Raw genomic sequence first — 17,755 nt, forward strand, 5'->3', positions numbered from 1 at the left:
GAAATGAAGTTGAAAGCAATTGCAGTTGCCGTCGCATCAACCCTGTCGCTGGCGATGGCCGGTTCCGCATCGGCCCAGATTTCCGGCGATGTGGTCAAGATCGGTTTCATTACCGACATTTCGGGCCTGTATTCCGATATCGACGGCCAGGGCGGCGTCGAAGCGATCAAGATGGCGATCGCCGACTTCGGCGGCACGGTCAACGGCAAGAAGATTGAACTGATCACGGCCGACCACCAGAACAAGGCCGACGTCGCCGCCTCCAAGGCGCGCGAATGGTTCGACCGTGAAGGCCTCGACATGCTGGTCGGCGGCACCAATTCCGGCACCAACCTGTCGATGGCGAAAGTCGCGGCGGAAAAGAAGAAGCCTTTCATCTCCATCGGCGCAGGCACCGCTCGCCTGACCAACGAGGAATGCACGCCGTACACGGTTCACTATTCCTATGACACGGTGGCGCTGGCCAAGGGCACCGGGTCCGCGGTCGTGAAGCAGGGCGGCAAGAGCTGGTACTTCCTGACCGCTGACTATGCATTCGGCGCCTCGCTGGAAAACGACACCACCACGGTCGTCAAGGCTTCCGGCGGCACCGTGGCCGGCGCGGTTCGCCATCCGCTGTCGGCCTCGGACTTCTCGTCCTTCCTGCTGCAGGCCCAGTCGTCGAAGGCGCAGATCCTCGGCCTGGCCAATGCGGGCGGCGACACCATCAATGCGATCAAGGCGGCTAACGAGTTCGGCATCAACAAGTCGATGAAGCTGGCCGGCCTGCTGATGTTCATCAACGATGTGCATTCGCTGACACCGGCGCTGACCCAGGGCATGTACCTGACCGACGCCTGGTACTGGGACCAGAACGACGAGACCCGCAAGTGGGCGCGCCGCTACTTCGAGAAGATGAAGAAGATGCCGTCCAGCCTGCAGGCCGCTGACTACTCGGCCACCATGCAGTACCTGAACGCGGTCAAGGCAGTCGGCGACGATGCCGACAAGGTCATGGCGCATCTGAAGAACACCAAGATCAACGACATGTTCGCCAAGAACGGCGTGATCCGCCCGGACGGCCGCATGGTGCATGACATGTTCCTGATGCAGGTGAAGTCGCCTTCGGAATCGAAGTACCCGTGGGATTACTACAAGGTGGTGCAGACCATCCCGGGCGACCAGGCATTCACCACCAAGGCCGAGTCGAAGTGCGCGTTGTGGAAGTAAGCCGGGCTTAGGCAGCATCAAGCGGTATCAGGCAGGACGAGATACCGCGGTAGGCAAACCACGGCGCGCAGACGGCAACGATGCCGCCTGCGCGCCGTGCTCCAATTACCGCATTGGCGTGGCGAACAGGCGGCACATGACCCGGTGCCTCAGTGTTCGGTACCCCATGGCTCATGCGGTGATTGTTTTATTGGCAACAGGTTTGGCGTCATGATTCCCTTCCTATCGCTGGGAGGGGAAAAGGGAAGGGACTCGACCGGCATCTTTCGAGCCGGCGCATTCCATCTGCATCCCTGCACCGGCCTTTTCTGCAGCTCGGAAAAGCGTTCGCATTCAAGCATTTTCTCTTATCGTCTATGGATATATTCGGCATCCCTCTACAGGCCATGCTCAGCCAGCTCCTGCTCGGCCTGGTCAACGGTTCGTTCTACGCCATGCTGTCGCTCGGCCTGGCCGTGATCTTCGGCTTGCTCAACGTGATCAACTTCGCCCATGGCGCGCTGTACATGATGGGCGCATTCCTGGCCTGGATGGGCCTGAATTATTTCCAGGTCAATTACTGGGTGATGCTGCTGGTGGCGCCGCTGCTGGTGGCCCTGTTCGGCATCATCATCGAGAAGACCATGCTGCGCTGGCTGTACAAGCTGGACCATCTCTATGGCCTGCTGCTGACCTTCGGCATCACGCTCATGCTCGAAGGCCTGTTCCGTTCCTTCTACGGCGTCTCCGGGCAGCCGTATTCGGTGCCTGAGGCCTTGTCGGGGGCGTTCAACCTGGGCTTCATGATCCTGCCGAAATACCGCGCCTGGGTCGTTGTGGCGTCCCTGGTGGTGTGCTTTGCCACCTGNTGAGGCCTTGTCGGGGGCGTTCAACCTGGGCTTCATGATCCTGCCGAAATACCGCGCCTGGGTCGTTGTGGCGTCCCTGGTGGTGTGCTTTGCCACCTGGTTCGTGATCGAGAAGACCAAGCTTGGCGCCTACCTGCGTGCCGGCACCGAGAACCCCAAGCTGGTGGAAGCCTTCGGCATCAACGTACCGCTGATGGTGACCCTGACCTACGGCTTCGGCGTGGCACTGGCGGCGCTGGCCGGCGTGCTCGCCGCACCGGTGATCCAGGTATCGCCGCTGATGGGTTCGAACCTCATCATCGTTGTGTTCGCGGTGGTGGTCATCGGCGGCATGGGCTCGATCATGGGTTCCATCCTCACCGGCCTGGGCCTGGGCGTGATCGAGGGCCTGACGCGGGTGTTCTACCCGGAACTGTCGGCCACGGTGGTGTTCATCATCATGGCCATCGTGCTGATGATTCGTCCGGCCGGCCTGTTCGGCAAGGAAAAATAGATCGGAAAGAAGGGCAGGCGGGCAGCCGCCTGCATCGACACACGTGCGCCGACGGGTTTTCGCGGCGTCTGAATATCGGTTTGTACGGTTTGAAGAGGTTGGGTTATGAATAAGTCGCTTGGATACGCGGTCGCCATCGCGATCGCACTGGCTGCACCGTTCTTGGTGTACCCGGTATTTCTGATGAAGATACTGTGCTTTGCATTGTTTGCCTGCGCGTTCAATCTGCTGATCGGCTTCACCGGTCTGCTGTCCTTCGGCCATGCGGCCTTCTTCGGCATGGCCGGCTACATTACCGGACATGCGCTGAAGGTAATGGGCCTGCCGTTCGAACTGGGCCTGCTGGCCGGTATCGCGGTGGCGGCGGTGATCGGCCTGCTCATGGGCGGCCTGGCGATCCGCCGCCAGGGCATCTACTTCACGATGATCACCCTGGCGCTGGCCCAGATGCTGTACTTCGTCTGCCTGCAGGCTCCGTTCACCGGCGGCGAGGATGGCTTGCAAGGGGTGCCGCGCGGCAGCCTGCTCGGTACGATCGATCTTTCCAGCGACATGACGATGTATTACGTGGTGCTGGCAATCTTCATTGCGGGCTTTGCGCTGATCGTGCGTACCGTGCATTCGCCGTTCGGGCAGGTGCTCAAGGCGATCAAGGAAAACGAGCCGCGCGCGATCTCGCTCGGCTATGACGTCGACAAGTACAAGCTGCTGGCCTTCGTGCTGTCGGCATCGCTTGCCGGGCTGGCAGGTGCTACTAAAACCGTAGTGCTCGGTTTCGAGACGCTGACCGACGTACACTGGTCAATGTCCGGCCTGGTGGTATTGATGACGCTTGTGGGTGGGCTCGGTACGCTGACCGGCCCCATCGTCGGCGCGATCCTGATCATTGCGCTGGAAAACAAGCTGGGCGATTTCGGCAATTTCCTGGCCTCGGTCAGCGGTATCGAGTGGTTCCGCTCGATCGGCGAATCAGTGACCATCGTGACCGGCTTCATCTTCATCGTCTGCGTGCTGGCCTTCCGCCGCGGCATCGTCGGTGAGATCGGCGCGCTGTTCAAGCGCGGCTCCGCAGCACCGTCGTCCTCGCATTAAGTCCTTACTTCGCCGGCAGCGTCCTGCTGCCGGCTTTCTTCCCCTGATTCTTCTGTTTTACAACGCTGCGGCGTAGATGGCGCGGGCATCTGCGCGCGTGACTTCGCGCGGGTTGTTTGTCAGCAGGCGGGTCTGCAGCATGGCGTCGTCCGCCATGCGGTCGAGATCCGATTCGGCTACGCCGACTTGCCGCAACTGGGTTTCGATGCCGGTGCGGCGGGCAATCTCGTCCATTTGCCGTATCAGCGCCTCGGTCTTGGCTTCCGTGCTGCCGCTTGCACCGGGCGCAACAATGTCCGCTAGTTCGGCATAAAGCCCCGCCGCAGACGGTGCATTGAAGCGCAAGACATGCGGCAACACCAGGGAATTCGACAACCCGTGTGGCACGTGGAAAATTCCGCCGATTGGGTAGGCGAGGGCATGGACGGCGGCGCACGGCGCATTGGCGAAGGATTGACCTGCCAGCATCGCGCCGAGCAGCATGGCTTGCCGTGCCGCGAGGTTTTTCCCATCTTCGCAGGCTGCGAGGATATTTCTGGAAAGTAATTCCAGCGCCTTCTGGGCCAGCATATCGGACAAGGGATTTTTCTTATGCTTGGTGGTATAGGCTTCGATCGCATGCACCATTGCATCGATGCCGGTGGCTGCCGTGACCTTGGAAGGCAGGCCGAGCGTCAATTCCGCATCAAGAATGGCGAGATCCGCATACAGTTTCGGGGATACAACGCCCATTTTGGTTGTTGCTCCCGTCGTCACAATGGAAATCGGAGTGACTTCCGATCCGGTTCCCGCGGTGGTCGGGATCTGGATCAGCGGCAGACGTGAGCCTTTGACGTTGCCGATGCCGTACATGGTCTTCAGCTCTTGGTCGCTTCCGGCAAGGACAGCAATCAGTTTGGCCACATCCATCGAACTGCCGCCACCGAGGCCGATGACGAGGTCTGTGTCATTTTGCCGTGCCTCACTAACGGCGTGCAGGACAACGGCTTCCGGAGGGTCGGCGACTACATCCGAGTAGATGGCGACGCAGAGGCCGGCACCCTTCAGGCTGGCAATCGGCGCATCGACGAGCCCGGTTTTGAGAAAGCCATTGTCGGTAACCAGTAGTGCCCGGCGGGCCTGAGGAAAATGCTGGGTGACGAGGTCTCCCAGGCGCTTTGCAATGCCCGGTTCCGAAACGATATTCGGGACAGTACTGAAGGTAAAGGGCGAAGAATTGGCGTTGGTAATCATATGGTCTCCAGGCTATGTTATTGAATGGGGATTGTGGCCGCCGAATCCCCGTTGCATTGCGTCTATCGCTCTACTGCGGATTGTGTTCATCGCTAAGCTCCATCATAACGCCGTATGAAACTTGCCGCAGCGAGGATGACGGTGTTTCACGTGAAACAATTGCCTTTGGTTCTTTACGCCATCCTATAAAACCGATTTCGTCCATATCTAACCCTATTCTCAAAGAAGTGAGACTCAGCCGGTCAAACATCGAAAGCCTTGCCTCATGTTTCACGTGAAACAAAAACTACAGGCAAGCCATTGGTCTGCGGGAGTGGTTGAAAACCGCTTATAATCTCGCCTCGGTCTGCTTCATATTTCCACCCCCATCCAGTCCCAAAACAGGCACACCATGTTTTTTCCATCCGAATTTGATGTCATTGTCGTTGGCGGCGGCCATGCCGGCACCGAAGCTGCCCTCGCGTCCGCGCGTATGGGACAAAAGACTTTGCTTCTGACGCACAACATCGAAACCTTGGGCCAGATGTCCTGCAACCCATCGATTGGAGGAATAGGGAAGGGGCACCTGGTAAAGGAAGTCGACGCCATGGGCGGCGCAATGGCTATCGCCACCGACGAGTCCGGCATACAGTTTCGCATCCTGAACTCGTCGAAAGGCCCGGCAGTGCGCGCTACTCGTGCCCAGGCGGACCGGATCCTGTACAAGCAGGCCATTCGCAGCCGACTGGAAAACCAGTCGAACCTCTGGCTGTTCCAGCAAGCCGTCGATGATTTGATGGTGGAAGGCGATCGCGTGGTCGGCGCCGTTACCCAGGTCGGCATCAAATTCCGCAGCCGTGCTGTCGTGCTTACCGCCGGCACCTTCCTCGATGGCAAAATCCACGTGGGATTGAACAACTACGCCGCCGGACGCGCCGGTGATCCACCGGCAGTATCGCTTTCCTCGCGCCTGAAAGAACTCAAGCTCCCGCAGGGCCGCCTGAAGACAGGCACGCCGCCGCGCATCGACGGACGCAGCATCGATTTCTCGGTTATGGAAGAGCAGCCGGGCGACCTTGATCCGATCCCGGTATTTTCCGTAATGGGTTCGGTTGCCATGCATCCGAAGCAACTGCCATGCTGGGTCACGCATACCAATGAGCGCACCCACGACATCATTCGAGGCGGACTCGACCGCAGCCCGATGTACACCGGCGTCATTGAAGGCGTTGGACCGCGTTACTGCCCGTCCATCGAGGACAAGATCCATCGTTTCGCGGACAAATCGGCGCACCAGATTTTCCTGGAGCCGGAAGGCTTGACCACCAACGAGTTTTACCCGAACGGCATCTCGACCAGCCTGCCGTTCGATGTGCAGCTGGCGCTCGTCCATTCGATGCGCGGCTTGGAAAATGCGCACATCCTTCGCCCCGGCTACGCTATCGAGTATGACTATTTCGATCCGCGCGGCTTGAAGGCTTCGCTGGAAACCAAGGCGATCCAGGGTTTGTTCTTCGCCGGCCAGATCAATGGCACCACCGGCTACGAGGAAGCAGCGGCGCAAGGCATGCTGGCCGGAATTAATGCCGCACTGCAAACTTCGAACCGAGAGGCCTGGACTCCTCGTCGCGATGAAGCCTATTTAGGCGTACTGGTCGATGACCTGATCACCAAGGGTGTACAGGAACCGTACCGGATGTTTACGAGCCGGGCGGAATACCGTCTCAGCTTGCGCGAGGATAACGCCGACATGCGCCTGACCGAAATCGGTCGCACGCTCGGCTGTGTAAGCGATGTCCAATGGGAGCTGTTCGAGAAAAAGCGCGAGGCGGTTGCACGTGAAATGGAAAGGCTCAAATCGACTTGGGTCAATCCCCGCATTATTCCCGTAACAGAAGCAGAACGCGTTCTTGGCAAAGGGATAGAGCGCGAGTATGCGCTCACTGATTTGCTGCGCCGACCAAACGTCACCTATGCGACCCTGATGACACTGAAAGGCAGCGAGGGGCAGGACCTGGCAGGGCCGGGAGTGGCCGACGATGCGGTTCGCGAGCAAGTTGAAATCCAGGTCAAGTATGCCGGCTATATCGACCGCCAGGCCCGGGAAGTCGAACGCCACGATCATTACGAGAGCTTGCGCCTTCCGGCGGAACTTGATTACCTGGAAGTGCGCGGCCTGTCGATGGAAGTGCGGCAGAAGCTGAACAAACATCGACCCGAAACGCTGGGGCAGGCATCGCGCATTTCCGGTGTGACACCGGCAGCAATTTCCCTGCTGCTGGTGCATCTGAAAAAAGGCGGCTTCAAGGATTTTGTCTCCGCTCCGGCCGCGGCTTGAGGAAGCAGTCCGATGACCGCATCTTCCCGGGCTGAACTGACAGCCGCCCTCGCTGACGGCGTGCGTACATTGCAACTCGATCTGAGCGATGCCCAGATCGGCCGGCTCATGGATTATCTGAGCCTGTTGTCAAAATGGAATGCTGTGTACAACCTGACCGCCGTGCGTAATCCATCGCAGATGGTGACCCAGCATCTGCTGGACTCCCTGGCCGTGGTTCCGGCGTTTGTCGGTGCCGTTAATATCCTGGACGTGGGGGCGGGCGGCGGACTGCCGGGCATGGTGCTGGCGATCGCCCGGCCGGACATGCAGGTGTCGATGATCGACACAGTCCACAAGAAAACCGCCTTTCTCACGCAGGCCAAGGCTGAGCTTGGCCTGGCCAACGTCACCGTGCATACCGCTCGCGTCGAGCAGCTGCAGTTAGGGATGCACGTGCAGCAGCCATTCGACGTCATTACCTCGCGCGCTTTCGCCGAACTCAAGGATTTCGTCAACTGGTCGCAACACTTGCTGCAACAGGGCGGGCGTTTCATTGCGCTCAAGGGCGTCATGCCGCAGGATGAGATCGCGCGGCTGCCCGCCGGCTGGAAGGTGACGCAGGTGCAGCCGCTCAAGGTGCCGAACCTGGATGCGGAACGCCATCTGGTTTTCATTGAGAGGGAAGGGGAGTCATGACCGAAGCATTTCATGCATTGGGCATCACCGATGTCTGGCAGATGATCATCGCCACCATGGTATTTCTGATGCTGCCCGGACCCGGCACCTTCTGCGTGCTGACCAGCACCGGTCGGCACGGCCTGCGCGGCGGCTATGCATCGCTGGCGGGACTGATGGCGGGCGATGCGCTGCTGATGCTGATGGCGGCGCTCGGCGTTGCAGCGCTGCTGCAGGCCAACCCGCTGCTGTTCCAAGGATTGCAATACATAGGCGCCGCCTACCTCGCCTGGCTCGGCTACAGGCTGCTCACGGCAGGCAAGGACGGCAGCGCCGCTCCGGTGCCGTTCTCGAATGCCGCCGACTTCCGCCGCGGCTTCCTGGTCACGATCATCAACCCCAAGGCCATCGTGTTCTACATGGCCTTCTTCCCGCTGTTCATCGATCCGGCGACGCATCAGGGAAGCGTCACCTTTCTGGCGATGGGTGCGGTAATCTCCTGCTGCACGCTGTTCTATGGGAGCCTGCTGGTCGTCGCCGGCAACGCCGCGGCAAGACGCCTTGGACAGAACCGGCGTATCGCGCGCTTTGCCTCGAAGGCGGCGGGAATTTTCCTGATCGGCTTCGGCATCAAACTCACCACCAACTAAGAACAAATGGCCAAAATATTCTGCGTCGCCAACCAGAAAGGCGGCGTCGGCAAGACGACCACCGCCGTCAATCTCGCAGCCGGACTGGCCCAGCTCAACCAGCGTGTGCTGCTCATCGACCTCGACCCCCAGGGCAATGCCACAATGGGTGCCGGCATCAACAAGGCTGACCTGGAAAGCTCGGTCTACCAGGTGCTTTTGGGCATGAGCGATGTGAAGACCGCGCGCAAGACTTCGGAAACCGGCAAGTTCGACATCCTGCCGGCCAACCGGGAACTGGCCGGCGCCGAAGTCGAGATGGTGGAACTCGACAACCGCGAAAAGCGCCTCAAGCTGGCGCTCGCCGAAGTCGAGGGCGAATATGACTTCATGCTGATCGACTGTCCGCCCGCGCTGTCGATGCTCACCCTCAACGGCCTGTGCGCCGCGCACGGCGTCATCATTCCGATGCAGTGCGAATACTATGCGCTGGAGGGATTGTCGGACCTCGTCAACACCATCAAGAAGGTGCATGCCAAGCTCAACACCGATCTCAAGATCATCGGCCTGCTGCGTGTCATGTTCGATCCGCGCATGACCTTGTCGCAGCAGGTATCGGCGCAGCTGGAGCAGCATTTCGGCGACAAGGTATTCAAGAGCATCATTCCGCGCAACGTGCGGCTGGCAGAAGCGCCGTCCTACGGCATGCCGGGCGTCGTGTTCGATCCATCTTCCAAGGGTGCGCAGGCTTATATCGCCTTCGGCGCCGAAATGGTTGAACGCATTCATACACTGTAGGCACTGTAAGGCTGATCATGGCTATCAAGAAATCCAAGGGACTCGGACGCGGACTCGAGGCATTGCTGGGCGGCTCTTCCGACATCGCCGAGGCGGTGCCGAACGTGCCCGGCGCGCCGTCCATCCTCAACGTCGCGCAGATGCAGGCCGGCAAGTACCAGCCGCGAACCCGCATGGACGAAGGGGCGCTCAATGAACTGGCCGCCTCGATCAAGGCCCAGGGACTGATGCAGCCCATCCTGGTACGCCCGGTCAGCAGCGGCTCCGACAGATATGAAATCATCGCTGGCGAGCGCCGCTACCGCGCTGCCCAGATCGCCGGCCTGTCCGAAGTGCCGGTGCTGGTCAAGGATGTCGACGACCAGGCCGCCGCGGCGATGGCGCTGATCGAAAACATCCAGCGAGAGGACCTCAATCCCCTGGAAGAAGCGCAGGGCATCCATCGCCTCATTTCGGATTTTGATTTCACCCACGAGCAGGCCGCCAACGCCGTCGGCCGTTCGCGCAGCGCGGTCTCCAACCTGCTGCGCCTGATGAACCTCGCCAAGCCGGTGCAGACCATGCTGATGGCCGGCGACATCGACATGGGTCATGCGCGCGCCTTGCTAGCGGTCGATTCGGCAACGCAGATCACGCTGGCCAACCAGATTGTTGCCAAGCGCATGTCGGTGCGCGAAGCCGAAAAGCTGGTGGTTCGCGCCAGCACCGAGCAGGCTGCCGCCAACAAGCAGAAACCCGGCAGGGAAAAATCACGCGATATCGCCAGGCTGGAGGAAGAGCTGTCGGACACGCTCGCCACCCAGGTATCGATCAAGCTCGGCGCCAAGAACAAGGGCCAGCTGATCATCGACTTTGCCAATCTCGATGCGCTCGATGATCTGATCGCCAAGATCCGCATCGAAAAGCAGCCCGCCTGACCACCATGACGCAGACCGTTCTCATCCTTCCCGGCCTGTTCAATTCCGGCGATGGGCACTGGCAGACCTTATGGGAGAAAACCCTGCCGAACGCACGGCGCGTGCAGCAGACGGAATGGAGCAAGCCCGACCGGTTGGACTGGGTCGCGACGCTGGATGCTGCCATTGCCGCGTCGGAGGGGCCGGTGCTGCTTGCTGCCCACAGCCTCGGCTGCGCTCTGACCGCATGGTGGGCAAGCGATCGGGCCCATGCGCCGCATGCGGCCAAGGTCCGCGGTGCCTTGCTGGTGGCGCCGCCCGACGTGGAGCGCGAGGATTTTCCGGCATTCGTCACCGGTTTCGCGCCCATGCCGCGCACAAGCCTGCCTTTCCCGGCCAAAGTGATTGCCTCGTCCAACGATCCCTGGTGCGCGCTGCCGCGCGCCCGTGACTGGGCCGAGGCTTGGGGTGCCGGGTTTCACGAGATCGGCGCACGCGGCCATATCAATGGCGACAGCGGCCTGGGCGACTGGCCGCAGGGCCGGGAATGGCTGGAAAAGCTGGAAGAGCTGGCGCATTGACCCTTGCCCGTTCGTTGACACAAAACTTTCCATGCCCCGGGCACACTGTCCGATGCGTGGTGTTAGTCTCCGGAAGCGCCCGGACGGACCCGATTGGAGGCAGGTTCATGACTTTTCGGGTAATTGGAATCACTCTTTTGTTTCACTAAGATGGTTTCGAGACATGCCGCCCGGACTCTCTCCCTGTGGGCGGGTTGATCAGGGCTTTGCGCTGACCAGAAATCCGGGAAGCCGCATCGTAGTTTTACTGTAGGCAGAACGCCGCTTGAAACCCGGCAATTGTTTGACGCTGGCTGCGGAAAACACTTATAATCCCGTGGTTTCACAGAACGCACCACGTTGAAACACCGCGGCCCGTAGCCGGTTCGGAAGCTGATTTTCGTACCGACGGATTGCACGACTCGGACTCTTATGCTGCATCTCGTCGTCTTGCAATTAACAACTACGGTCATCGCCGGACTGATTGCCGGCTTGCTTGGCGGAGTGCATGCGCTGGTGTCGGCGCTTCTGGGTGGACTGTGCTGTGTGGTGCCAAACGGCTTGTTCGCCTTGCGGCTGTTCATGGGCGCAAGAAAGCCGGGCGCTGTCAATCCGATGACGTTTTTCATCGGCGAATTTATCAAGATTGCATTGACCCTCGCATCATTGGGTGCGGTGGTCTGGCTGTACCACGATTTGAACTGGCTGGCGCTGATCGCCGCTTTCATCGTGGCGCTGAAAAGTTACATCATCTTATTATTTAGGCACTGATATGGCATCTACAGCAGGAGGAGGGCACGCGCCCACCGCATCGGAGTACATTTCCCACCATCTTGGCCATCTGTCGACTGGCCATCAGGAAAAGATGATCGATTTTTCGATCCTCAATATTGATACGATATTCTGGTCGATTGCCATGGGCGTGGTCGGTTGCTTCTTTATGTGGAAAGCAGCCAGGCGCGCGACGGCAGGCGTGCCGGGTCGATTCCAGGCAATGGTGGAAATCCTCGTTGAAATGGTGGAAGACCAGTCCAAGTCCATCGTTCACGGCGACCGCCGTTTCATCGCACCGGTAGCTCTCACGGTATTCGTCTGGGTTGCACTGATGAATGCGCTGGACTTCCTGCCGGTTGACTTGTTTGGTCAGCTCTTCACTTGGCTTGGTTTGAGTGACGTGATTCCCTACCACCGTGTCGTCCCCACAGCCGACCTCAATGGAACGCTTGGCATGGCATTGGGCGTACTTGCCCTGGTGTTTTATTACAACATCAAGATAAAAGGTCTAGGTGGCTGGATCCATGAATGGTTTGCGGCACCGTTTGGCCCTTGGATGGCGCCTTTCAATGTCCTGCTGAACCTGATCGAATATGTGGCAAGGACCGTATCGCTGGCGATGCGACTCTGGGGCAACATGTATGCAGGTGAGCTCATCTTCCTGCTCATCGCCTTGCTCGGTTCCATGGCAACGATCTTCGGCTTTGTCGGCCATGTGATTGCCGGTTCGGTCTGGGCCATCTTCCACATTCTGATTGTTGTGCTTCAGGCCTTCATCTTCATGATGCTGACCCTGGTGTACATCGGACAGGCTCACGAGGCTCATTAAGATTCATTAGTACCCTTTCGGTTTTGTTTTTTGGTTTCAATTTTTAATTTTCAACTTTAACTCTAAAGGAATTGTCATGACTGACATCGCGTTTGTTGCCCTGGCTTGCGGTTTTATCATCGGTTTGGGCGCTATCGGCGCAAGTATCGGTATCGCTATCATGGGCGGTAAGTACCTCGAAGCATCCGCTCGTCAGCCTGAACTGATGAACTCCCTGCAGACCAAGATGTTCGTGTTGGCCGGTCTGATCGACGCGGCGTTCCTGATCGGTGTTGGTGTTGCTCTGCTGTTCGCATTCGCTAACCCGTTCGCTGGCGCGTAATCCTTCTATTACCGCTGAGTCTCATTCTGCCGGGCCAGATTGCCCGGCAAACGTCATTCTGAGAAGGAAATAACCGTGAACCTCAACGCAACATTGTTTGCACAGTTCGTGGTCTTCTTCATCCTCGCGCTGTTCACGATGAAATTCGTGTGGCCGCCGTTGATGAAAGTGCTCGATGAGCGCGCCGAGAAGATTGCGAACGGTCTGGCCGCCGCCGACCGGGGCAAGGCAGAAATGGCAGCCGCTGAAAAGCGTGCTCAAGCTGAACTGGCTTCCGCTCGTGACGAAGGTCAAAAGCGTATCAACGACGCTGAAAAGCGTGCTCAGGCAATTATCGAAGACGCCAAGAAAACTGCATCCGACGAAGCTGCGCGCATCATCGCCGCAGCCAAGGCAGATGCGGAGCAGCAAGTCATCCAGGCACGCGAAGCACTGCGCGCGCAGGTGGCCGCCCTCGCGGTCAGCGGCGCCGAGCAGATCCTCAAGCGTGAGGTGAACGCAACGGCGCACGCCGATCTGCTGAACCAACTCAAGACTGAGCTGTAATCATGGCCGAACTCGCAACCATTGCTCGCCCATACGCAGAAGCACTGTTCCGTGTTGCCAAAACCGGCAACCTCGCCGCCTGGACCGATGTCGTGTCGGAAATGGCTGCGGTTGCCGCTCTTCCCGACGTCAAGTCTTTCACCGCCAATCCGAAACTTACGGATGTGCAGGTCGTCGATACCTTTCTGTCCCTGTTGAAGACGAATGTCAGCCCCGAAGCCAAAAACTTCGTCGCGATGCTCGTCGAAAACGGACGCCTGACGCTGTTGCCGGAAATCGGCACGCAGTTTCATGCATTGAAGAATGCATCCGAAGGCGCGGCAGATGCGGAGATTACGAGCGCATTCGCGTTGAGCGATGCCCAGGTGAACGATCTGGTCGCGACGCTGGAGAAGAAATTTGGCCGCAAGCTCAATCCGACCGTGACGGTAGACAGTTCCCTGATCGGCGGCGTACGCGTGGCAGTAGGCGACGAAGTGCTCGACACTTCCGTGCGCGCTAAGCTGCAACACATGTACGTGGCCCTCGCGTCGTGATTGGCTGCCTCACTGGCTGCTTCTGATTCCTGGCACAAGGCCAGGCAGAGTGAAAAATATTAGGAGTTAACATGCAACTCAACCCGTCTGAAATCAGCGAACTGATCAAGAGCCGGATCCAGGGCCTTGGCGACACCGCTGAGATTCGCAACCAGGGCACGGTCATTTCCGTGACCGACGGTATCTGCCGCATCCACGGTCTTTCCGACGCGATGCAAGGCGAGATGCTGGAATTCCCCGGCAACACCTTCGGCCTCGCGCTGAACCTCGAGCGCGACTCCGTTGGCGCCGTTATCCTGGGTGATTACGAGCACATTTCCGAAGGCGACACCGTCAAGTGCACGGGCCGCATCCTGGAAGTGCCGATCGGCCCTGAACTGCGCGGCCGCGTCGTCAACGCACTGGGTCAGCCGATCGACGGCAAGGGCCCGATCAACACCAAGCTGACCGCCCCGATCGAAAAGATCGCTCCGGGCGTTATCGCGCGTCAATCCGTCTCGCAGCCGATGCAAACCGGCCTCAAGGCGATCGACGCGATGGTCCCGATCGGCCGCGGCCAGCGCGAACTGATCATCGGCGACCGTCAAACCGGTAAGTCCGCCGTTGCGGTTGATGCCATCATCAACCAAAAAGGCGAGAACATGACATGTATCTATGTCGCGATCGGCCAGAAAGCATCGACCATCAAGAACATCGTGCGCGCGCTCGAAGCCAACGGCGCGATGGAATACACGATCGTGGTCGCAGCATCCGCTTCCGAATCCGCCGCGATGCAGTACGTGTCGGCCTACTCCGGCTGCGCAATGGGCGAATACTTCCGCGACCGCGGCCAGGACGCGCTGATCATTTATGACGACCTGTCCAAGCAGGCTGTCGCCTACCGCCAGGTTTCGCTGCTGCTGCGCCGTCCGCCGGGCCGCGAAGCTTATCCCGGCGACGTGTTCTATCTGCACTCCCGCCTGCTCGAGCGCGCTGCTCGCGTTAACCCCGACTACGTCGAAGCCTTCACCAATGGCGAAGTCAAGGGCAAGACCGGTTCGCTGACCGCGCTGCCGATCATTGAAACACAGGCCGGCGACGTTTCCGCGTTCGTTCCGACCAACGTGATTTCGATTACCGACGGCCAGATCTTCCTGGAGACTTCGCTCTTCAACGCCGGTATCCGTCCCGCGATCAACGCCGGTATCTCGGTGTCCCGCGTCGGTGGCGCAGCGCAGACCAAGGTCATCAAGGGCCTGTCCGGCGGTATCCGTACCGACCTGGCGCAGTACCGTGAACTCGCAGCGTTTGCTCAGTTTGCATCCGACCTCGACGAAGCGACCCGCAAGCAGCTCGACCGCGGCGCACGCGTGACCGAACTGCTGAAGCAGCCGCAGTACTCGCCGCTGCCGATTTCGCTGATGGCTGTATCGCTGTTCGCGGTGAACAAGGGCTACTTCGACGACATCGAAGTGAAGCGCGTGCTGGCATTCGAATCCGGCCTGCACAACTTCATGAAGACCAGCCACGGCGCCCTGCTGCAGAAGATTGAAGATACCAAGGCACTCGACAAGGACGGCGAAGCTGCGCTGGCCGCCGCGATCGCCGACTTCAAGAAAACATTCTGAGCCGCCGGAGCTTCAGGCTAAAGGAGTAAGACCTCATGGCTGCAGGTAAAGAGATACGCGGCAAGATCAAGAGCGTAGAAAATACGAAGAAGATCACCAAGGCGATGGAAATGGTCGCCGCATCCAAAATGCGCAAGGCGCAGGACCGGATGCGTTCGGCCCGTCCCTACAGTGACAAGATTCGTAATATCGCAGCTCACTTGTCGCAGGCCAATCCCGAATACACGCACCCGTTCCTGGTCAAGCAGGACGCGGCAAAAACGGTGGGCATCATCGTCGTCACGACCGACAAGGGTCTGTGCGGCGGCATGAACACCAACGTGCTGCGTCAGGTGACCAACAAGGTGCGCGAGCTCGAAGGCCAGGGTAATAAAGTTGAAACAGTCGCAATCGGCAACAAAGGCTTCAGTTTTCTGAATCGTATTGGTGCAAGAGTCGTCTCGCATGCAGTTCAGCTTGGCGACACCCCGCATCTTGATAAGCTCATTGGACCAATCAAGGTTTTGCTGGATGCCTACGAAGAAGGACGTCTGGACGCGGTCTACATTTGCTACACCAAGTTCATCAATACGATGCGTCAAGAGCCGATGATGGAGCAACTGCTGCCATTGTCAGCGGAGCGAATCAAGGCGGATACGTCATCCCATGCATGGGAGTACATCTATGAGCCTGATGCGCAATCCGTCATTGATGAGTTGTTGTTGCGCTACGTCGAAGCACTGATCTACCAGGCTGTCGCAGAAAACATGGCGTCCGAGCAATCGGCGCGCATGGTTGCGATGAAAGCCGCTTCGGACAATGCAGGTAACGTGATCGGCGAACTGAAACTGGTCTACAACAAGACCCGCCAAGCAGCGATTACCAAGGAATTGTCCGAAATTGTTGCCGGCGCGGCAGCGGTGTAACCGGCTTCTGGCGACTGCTCGTAAAGAATCTTAAAACTTAAAAATATTGAAGGAACGAAAATGGCTGAAGGCAAAATCGTTCAGTGTATCGGTGCCGTGGTTGACGTGGAATTTCCGCGCAATGCCATGCCCAGGGTGTACGACGCCCTGAAGATGGCAGGCTCCGAGCTGACACTCGAAGTGCAGCAGCAGCTTGGCGACGGCATCGTCCGTACCATTGCGCTGGGCTCTTCCGACGGTCTGCGTCGCGGCATGACCATCCAGAACACCGGTGCACCGATTTCCGTGCCGGTCGGTCCCGCTACACTGGGCCGCATCATGGACGTGCTGGGCAATCCGATCGACGAGCGCGGTCCGGTCTCTGCCGATCGCACCGCATCGATTCACCGCAAGGCACCTGCGTACGACGAACTGTCGCCGTCACAGGAACTGCTCGAAACCGGCATCAAGGTGATTGACCTGGTCTGCCCGTTCGCAAAGGGCGGCAAAGTCGGTCTGTTCGGCGGTGCGGGCGTGGGCAAGACCGTGAACATGATGGAACTCATCAACAACATCGCGAAGGCGCACTCGGGCCTGTCCGTGTTCGCCGGCGTGGGTGAGCGTACCCGTGAGGGCAACGACTTCTATCACGAAATGGCCGACTCCAAGGTCGTGGACCTGGACAACCTCGCGAACTCCAAGGTCGCGATGGTGTACGGCCAGATGAACGAGCCGCCGGGCAACCGTCTGCGTGTGGCGCTGACCGGTCTGACCATTGCGGAATCCTTCCGTGACGAAGGCCGTGACGTCCTGTTCTTCGTCGACAACATCTACCGCTACACGCTGGCCGGTACCGAAGTCTCCGCGCTGCTGGGCCGTATGCCTTCCGCGGTAGGTTACCAGCCGACGCTGGCCGAAGAAATGGGCCGCCTGCAGGAGCGCATCACCTCCACCAAGACCGGTTCGATTACTTCCATTCAGGCCGTCTACGTCCCTGCGGATGACTTGACCGACCCGTCCCCGGCAACCACGTTTGCTCACCTCGACTCCACCGTCGTTCTGAGCCGTGACATTGCCGCGCTGGGTATCTATCCCGCGGTCGATCCGCTCGATTCCACATCGCGCCAGCTGGACCCGAACGTCGTCGGTCAGGAACACTACGAGACCGCACGCGCCGTTCAGGGCACGCTGCAGCGCTACAAGGAATTGCGCGACATTATCGCGATTCTGGGCATGGACGAACTGGCGCCGGAAGACAAGCTGGTGGTGGCACGCGCACGTAAGATGCAGCGTTTCCTGTCCCAGCCGTTCCACGTCGCTGAAGTGTTTACCGGTTCGCCGGGCAAGTACGTTTCGCTGAAGGACACGATCAAGGGCTTCAAGATGATCGCTTCGGGCGAACTCGATCACCTGCCGGAACAAGCGTTCTACATGGTCGGCACGATCGAAGAAGCCATCGAAAAGGCCAAGAAGATCCAGTAAAGCGGTTTTGCTTCCTGCCTCGAGGGAAGGAAGCAAATCAGTG

The 17,755-nt window shown here is 59.2% G+C and carries 17 protein-coding genes and 1 pseudogene; 17 read left to right on the plus strand and 1 reads right to left on the minus strand.

Annotation, left to right across the window (positions count from 1 at the left end):
- Positions 1-3: 3 nt before the first annotated feature.
- The 3 genes and pseudogenes from RY831_RS15985 (at position 4) to RY831_RS16000 (ending at position 3,642) form a co-directional block, all read left to right on the plus strand.
- Positions 4-1,209, plus strand: coding sequence for an ABC transporter substrate-binding protein (locus RY831_RS15985; RefSeq protein WP_326507366.1), 1,206 nt, complete (start codon positions 4-6; stop codon positions 1,207-1,209).
- A gap of 356 nt (positions 1,210-1,565) precedes the next feature.
- Positions 1,566-2,550: pseudogene (locus tag RY831_RS33415) on the plus strand (branched-chain amino acid ABC transporter permease).
- 105 nt (positions 2,551-2,655) lie between these two features.
- Complete coding sequence (locus tag RY831_RS16000) at positions 2,656-3,642, plus strand: branched-chain amino acid ABC transporter permease (RefSeq protein WP_326507367.1); 987 nt, start codon at positions 2,656-2,658, stop codon at positions 3,640-3,642.
- Positions 3,643-3,699: 57 nt separating this feature from the next.
- Here RY831_RS16000 and RY831_RS16005 read toward each other — a convergent pair whose 3' ends face one another.
- Complete coding sequence (locus RY831_RS16005) at positions 3,700-4,875, minus strand: iron-containing alcohol dehydrogenase (protein WP_326507368.1); 1,176 nt, start codon at positions 4,873-4,875, stop codon at positions 3,700-3,702.
- 391 nt (positions 4,876-5,266) lie between these two features.
- Here RY831_RS16005 and mnmG point away from each other — a divergent pair, with 391 nt between their 5' ends.
- The 14 genes from mnmG to atpD all read left to right on the plus strand — a co-directional run bounded on the left by mnmG (position 5,267) and on the right by atpD (position 17,712).
- Positions 5,267-7,192: a tRNA uridine-5-carboxymethylaminomethyl(34) synthesis enzyme MnmG gene (mnmG, locus tag RY831_RS16010; RefSeq protein ID WP_326507369.1), complete on the plus strand. Its 1,926-nt coding sequence runs from the start codon at positions 5,267-5,269 to the stop codon at positions 7,190-7,192.
- Between the two features lie 12 nt (positions 7,193-7,204).
- Entirely contained in the window at positions 7,205-7,870 is a 666-nt protein-coding gene (gene rsmG, locus RY831_RS16015; RefSeq protein ID WP_326507370.1) for a 16S rRNA (guanine(527)-N(7))-methyltransferase RsmG, read from the plus strand.
- Positions 7,867-8,499, plus strand: a complete 633-nt coding sequence (gene leuE / locus RY831_RS16020; protein WP_326507371.1) for a leucine efflux protein LeuE — start codon at positions 7,867-7,869, stop codon at positions 8,497-8,499. Before rsmG ends, leuE begins: the two co-directional genes overlap by 4 nt.
- Before the next feature lie 6 nt (positions 8,500-8,505).
- Positions 8,506-9,276 carry a ParA family protein gene (locus tag RY831_RS16025; RefSeq protein ID WP_326507372.1) on the plus strand — a complete coding sequence of 257 codons (771 nt, stop codon included), beginning with the start codon at positions 8,506-8,508 and terminating at the stop codon, positions 9,274-9,276.
- Positions 9,277-9,293: 17 nt separating this feature from the next.
- Positions 9,294-10,193 carry a ParB/RepB/Spo0J family partition protein gene (locus RY831_RS16030; RefSeq protein ID WP_326507373.1) on the plus strand — a complete coding sequence of 300 codons (900 nt, stop codon included), beginning with the start codon at positions 9,294-9,296 and terminating at the stop codon, positions 10,191-10,193.
- 5 nt (positions 10,194-10,198) lie between these two features.
- Positions 10,199-10,753 carry an RBBP9/YdeN family alpha/beta hydrolase gene (locus tag RY831_RS16035; RefSeq protein ID WP_326507374.1) on the plus strand — a complete coding sequence of 185 codons (555 nt, stop codon included), beginning with the start codon at positions 10,199-10,201 and terminating at the stop codon, positions 10,751-10,753.
- A gap of 411 nt (positions 10,754-11,164) precedes the next feature.
- Positions 11,165-11,503 carry an ATP synthase subunit I gene (locus RY831_RS16040; RefSeq protein ID WP_326507375.1) on the plus strand — a complete coding sequence of 113 codons (339 nt, stop codon included), beginning with the start codon at positions 11,165-11,167 and terminating at the stop codon, positions 11,501-11,503.
- A 1-nt stretch (position 11,504) separates the two neighbouring features.
- Positions 11,505-12,335, plus strand: a complete 831-nt coding sequence (gene atpB / locus RY831_RS16045) for a F0F1 ATP synthase subunit A (RefSeq protein WP_326507376.1) — start codon at positions 11,505-11,507, stop codon at positions 12,333-12,335.
- Positions 12,336-12,411: 76 nt separating this feature from the next.
- Positions 12,412-12,657 carry a F0F1 ATP synthase subunit C gene (gene atpE / locus RY831_RS16050; protein WP_326507377.1) on the plus strand — a complete coding sequence of 82 codons (246 nt, stop codon included), beginning with the start codon at positions 12,412-12,414 and terminating at the stop codon, positions 12,655-12,657.
- A 75-nt stretch (positions 12,658-12,732) separates the two neighbouring features.
- The gene (locus tag RY831_RS16055) at positions 12,733-13,203 is read left to right on the plus strand and encodes a F0F1 ATP synthase subunit B (protein ID WP_326507378.1); all 471 of its coding nucleotides are present in this window, start codon (positions 12,733-12,735) and stop codon (positions 13,201-13,203) included.
- Positions 13,204-13,205: 2 nt separating this feature from the next.
- Positions 13,206-13,739, plus strand: a complete 534-nt coding sequence (locus RY831_RS16060; RefSeq protein WP_326507379.1) for a F0F1 ATP synthase subunit delta — start codon at positions 13,206-13,208, stop codon at positions 13,737-13,739.
- Positions 13,740-13,810: 71 nt separating this feature from the next.
- Positions 13,811-15,346, plus strand: a complete 1,536-nt coding sequence (gene atpA, locus RY831_RS16065) for a F0F1 ATP synthase subunit alpha (protein ID WP_326507380.1) — start codon at positions 13,811-13,813, stop codon at positions 15,344-15,346.
- Positions 15,347-15,381: 35 nt separating this feature from the next.
- A complete protein-coding gene (atpG, locus tag RY831_RS16070) occupies positions 15,382-16,251 on the plus strand; it encodes a F0F1 ATP synthase subunit gamma (RefSeq protein WP_326507381.1) in 870 nt (289 codons plus the stop codon).
- Positions 16,252-16,311: 60 nt separating this feature from the next.
- The gene (gene atpD / locus RY831_RS16075) at positions 16,312-17,712 is read left to right on the plus strand and encodes a F0F1 ATP synthase subunit beta (protein WP_326507382.1); all 1,401 of its coding nucleotides are present in this window, start codon (positions 16,312-16,314) and stop codon (positions 17,710-17,712) included.
- Positions 17,713-17,755 lie beyond the last annotated feature (43 nt).

Source organism: Noviherbaspirillum album (assembly GCF_035916955.1).
GTDB classification, from domain to species: Bacteria; Pseudomonadota; Gammaproteobacteria; order Burkholderiales; family Burkholderiaceae_D; genus Noviherbaspirillum; species Noviherbaspirillum album.